This is a genomic window from Bacteroidota bacterium (assembly GCA_018698135.1).
Lineage (GTDB): Bacteria > Bacteroidota > Bacteroidia > CAILMK01 > JAAYUY01 > JABINZ01.
Map to the genome: position 1 here is coordinate 1 of JABINZ010000068.1, position 4,478 is coordinate 4,478.

Below are 4,478 nucleotides of genomic sequence, written 5' to 3' on the forward strand. Positions count from 1 at the left end.
CAAAAGGAATTAATGAAAATGTCCTATCAGGACTTAATTTCACCTGAATATCAACAAAAAGCAAAGCGATTTTATATGAGGCAAATTCTAGCGAAAACGCTGGTCAGTAATTTCGAATATCCATTTAAAAACAAAGACGGGAAAGTTATATGGTATAGCCAAAATGCTACCTTGATAACTGATCAGGATGAGGTTCTGGGTTTTCATCTTTTTTCAAGAGACATTACTGAAAAAAAAGCTGCAGAATTGGCCTTAATTGAATCAGAACGCTTGAAATTTCTGATTTTGGAAGCAACTACCGACTCCATTACTTTTTATGATAAAGATTTGAATATATTGATGCTTAATTCAAAATCTGGAATTGGGTTAAATGTATCGCACGAAACATTACTCAATAAGAAATGCTATCAAGCTTTTTGTCAAAGCAATAGCCCTTGTGAAGGCTGTGCTGCGTTAAAAGCATTTGATACAGGCGAAATTCAGACCAAAGAAAAACTGATTGATGAAAAATATTTATATGAATTCAGATATTATCCTGTAAAAAATGAGAAAAATGAAATTATAGGCACTGTAGAATTTGGCAAAAATATTACTGATTTAAAAGAGATTGAAAATGCGCTGAAACAAAGTGAAAGAAATTACAAAAACCTGGTTGAGAAATTGCCGAATGGAGTGCTTATTCATAAAAATAATAAAATTGTATTTGCCAACTATTCTGGAGCTAAAATGTTGGGAGCAAATTCAGCTCAGGAAGTATTGGGTGCTGATATTTCAAAATTCTTACTGGCAGATAAACAGTTAGAAGCTCAGGATCGAGTGAATAAATTAGCAGATGGGAGAAAAGATGTGAATCCGATCGAAGAACAATACAAAAGATTAGATGGAAATCTTATCGATCTGGAGGTTTATGCTTCTGTAATTGAGTTTGAAGGAGGGAAGGCTTATCAGCATGTTTTACATGATATTACTGACAGAAAAAAGGTGTTAGGTGAAATTAATACATATCGATATGGATTGGAAGAAATAGTTGCTGAACGTACACAAGAGCTTAAAAAGCAGGCAAAAAAATTGTCTGAGTCACAAAAAGCTTTAACCTTTTTATTAGAAGATTCGAATGAAGTCCGTATTCAACTGGAAAGGGCTAACCTCAATCTTTCCTCATTAAATAGCGAATTAGAAAGTTTTTCTTATTCAGTGTCTCATGATTTAAGAGCCCCATTAACGCGTATGGATGGCTTCAGCAAAGCTTTGATTGAAGATTATGGCGATCAGGTTGATGAAACAGCCAATCATTATCTGAACCGTATTAGAGTTTCCAGTCAACATATGGCCTCCTTAATTGACGATTTATTAAATTTAAGTCGTATTACAAGGCAGCAAGTAGTTAAAACAAATGTGAATATAACAAGTTTATCAAATAAAGTAGTGGAAGATATTTTGGAATTGTATCCCAACTATCAAATTGAATTTAATATCGAAGAAAACCTGACTGTGAATGCCGATAATCGATTGATGAAAGTACTGCTGACAAATTTAATTGGCAATGCAGCTAAGTTTAGTCATAAAGTCGATAATGCAAAAATTATAATTGGAAAAACAAAAATCGATAACACGGATACAATCTTTCTCCAGGACAATGGTGTAGGCTTTAATATGAAGTATTTTGGTCAGATATTTAGTCCATTTAACCGCTTGCATTCCGACAAGGAATATGCAGGTAGTGGGGTGGGTTTGGCTATTGTTCAGCGTATTATTAACAAACATGCAGGCCGAATTTGGGCTGAGAGTGAGGAAGGCAAAGGAAGCACATTTTATTTTCAACTTTAAATTTTTGAAACATGAAACGAGTATTGCTAATTGAAGATAGTATGGGCGATCAGGAGTTGATTAAAAGAGCCATCCGGAAATCGGGCTTCGACATAGATGTAATGCTATCTGATAATGGAGAACATGCACTGGAAGTGCTCAATATTACTAAAAAGGGAACTAAACAAAACTTGCCACAAATAGTTATGCTCGATTTAAAGATCCCTAAACTTTCGGGAAAAGAAGTTTTGAAGGAAATACGACTGAACTCCAAGACAAAAATGCTTCCTGTTGTAGTGTTTACTTCTTCACGTGAAGAATCTGATTTACGAGAGTGTTACTTGTTAGGTGCAAATTCTTTTATCCGTAAACCCGTAAATGCGGATGATTTTAATAAAGCCGTTGATCTAATTATTAGTTATTGGTTTCAACTAAACGAATTGCCATAAACACGAATTATAGAGCCATGACAAACTACCGGATATTATTGTTAGAAGACTCTCTGGACGATACTGAATTGATCAAACGAAACCTGAAAAAACAAGGTGTAGTATTTGATTTGGTGTTGGCCATTAATAAAGAGGAATTCGTAAAAGCTATTGAATTTGATCGATTTGATATTATTCTGGCTGATTATAATTTACCTCGATTTAATGCAATGGAAGCTTTTGGAATTATTAAAAAGCATAACATGGATCTTCCATTCATTATTGTTTCTGGCAATATTGGTGAGGAACAAGCTGTTGCCTCCATGAAAGCAGGAGTACATGATTATGTCTTTAAAAGCAATATGGCTCGTTTAGGTCAGGTAATTAAAAGAGAATATGAGGAGTCGTTAAATCGGAAAGAAAATAGAAAAAATCAGCAGGCATTAATAAAGAGTGAATCAAAGTATCGTTTGCTGGTTGAGAACCAAAACGAACTTTTATTAAGTTTTGATCCTGATTTTAGAATTAAGTATGCCAACCATAAGTACTGCCATACATTTGGTAAAAATTTAGATGAGTTAATCGGAAATTCGTTTTTCAGCTTTATTCATAAAGATGATGTCGAAAGGGTTAAAAAATCGACAGAAAAAGTATTTCTGCCACCGTTTTTGGCAGTTTATGAAGAAAGGGCCAACACAATAAACGGTTACAAATGGTTTCGATGGTCGATTAATGCTGAGGTAGAAGATGAAAAAGTAGTTTCTATTATTGCTGTTGGACAAGAAATAACGGAGATAGTTGACGTGTTGGAAAAGCTTGAAAAAGAAAAAGAAAGATTCCAATCGATGTTTCAGGGAGCCGGTGACGGGATTGTTTTTGCCGATTCGAAAGGAAGAGTGCAAGAAATTAATCTGGCCTTTAAAAAAATTACAGGTCTTAAGGACGAAGAGGTAATTGGAAAATCAGCAATTACATTGATTAAAAAATTAATAGAAGTCAAACAAATACCTTCTTTTTTAAAATTAGTGCAAACAGCATTGAAAGGTCGGGATATAACTGTTTTTGAATTGCCATATAAGAGGAAGGTACTTGAGATATCAACTGTTCAGACTGTTGAGTCTAAAAATCATGTAGGAATTATTCGTGATGTTAGTATCCGAAAAACATATGAAAAGAAATTAGCAGAGTCAGAAAAGTCATTAAGAAAGCTGACGGAGTATCTGCAGGATATCAGAGAAAAAGAAAGAACGTCCATTGCTCGCGAAATACATGATGAAGTTGGACAAATGCTAACAGCTATCAAAATGGATATTACTTTTCTAAAAAAGCAGGTTCACGAAGATAACATTTTGACTGAATTGGAAAATATAGTTAAACTGACTGACAGGACTATTTATGAAGTAAAATCGATTATCACCAAACTTCGGCCAGGCGTATTAGATGATTTAGGCCTATCTGCAGCCATTGACTGGCTGGTGAGTGAACACAATAGCCGAACATCTGATAGCTGTAAGTTAGTTGTAGATATTAACGATGATGAAATCGACCAAATTATTGCTACAAATGTTTTCAGGGTCATTCAGGAAAGTCTGACCAATATTGTGCGACATGCAAAAGCAACAAAAACAATTGTACTTCTTGTTAAGAAAAAAGATCATTTGATTTTAAATATTACTGACAATGGAATTGGTATGCCCAAAAACGCTATTGAGTCATCCGATTCTTTTGGATTAATGGGCATGAAGGAGCGGATTTTATCCATGCATGGAAAATTTGAAATTAAAAAAGCAAAAACAGGCGGAACATTACTGGATATTGTTATTCCCTTTTAGTTTAATCGACTTAAATCTATTATTACACCCTACTGCCCCAAATTACACCCTACTGCTTTGCTGACGCAGGAAGCATCTAACGATAGCATTAGGTTTAGTTAGATCCCTCCTTCCTCGGGATTAGCATAGTGGATAGGATAAGCATAGAGGATAGGATTAGCATGGTGGAATGGAATTACACCCTACTGCCTTGCTGACGCAGGAAGCATCTAACGATAGCATTAGCATTTTTTCCAGAGGTAAAGTTAGATCCCTCGTTCCTCGGGATTAGCATAGTGGACAGGATTAGCATGGTAGATAGGATTAGCATGGTGGGTAGTATTGGCATGATGGAATGGAATTACACCCTGCTGCTTTGCTGACGTAGGAAGCATATAACAGAAGCATTTAAATTTACTCCAGTGTTTAGTTA

General features: G+C 35.0%; 3 protein-coding genes. All 3 read left to right on the forward strand.

Features of this window, described 5'->3' with window-relative positions:
- Positions 1-1,827 (forward strand): PAS domain S-box protein (locus HOG71_04005; GenBank protein ID MBT5989997.1); only part of this gene is annotated, 1,827 nt, incomplete at its 5' end.
- An 11-nt stretch (positions 1,828-1,838) separates the two neighbouring features.
- Positions 1,839-2,255: a response regulator gene (locus HOG71_04010; GenBank protein ID MBT5989998.1), complete on the forward strand. Its 417-nt coding sequence runs from the start codon at positions 1,839-1,841 to the stop codon at positions 2,253-2,255.
- Positions 2,228-4,066: a PAS domain S-box protein gene (locus HOG71_04015; GenBank protein ID MBT5989999.1), complete on the forward strand. Its 1,839-nt coding sequence runs from the start codon at positions 2,228-2,230 to the stop codon at positions 4,064-4,066. Before HOG71_04010 ends, HOG71_04015 begins: the two co-directional genes overlap by 28 nt.
- The last annotated feature ends 412 nt before the right edge of the window (positions 4,067-4,478 follow it).

What these genes read in the sequence shown, in the direction of transcription:
- HOG71_04010 (MBT5989998.1), top strand. Translation starts at nt 1,839, where the DNA reads ATGAAACGAGTATTGCTAATTGAAGATAGTATGGGCGATCAGGAGTTG.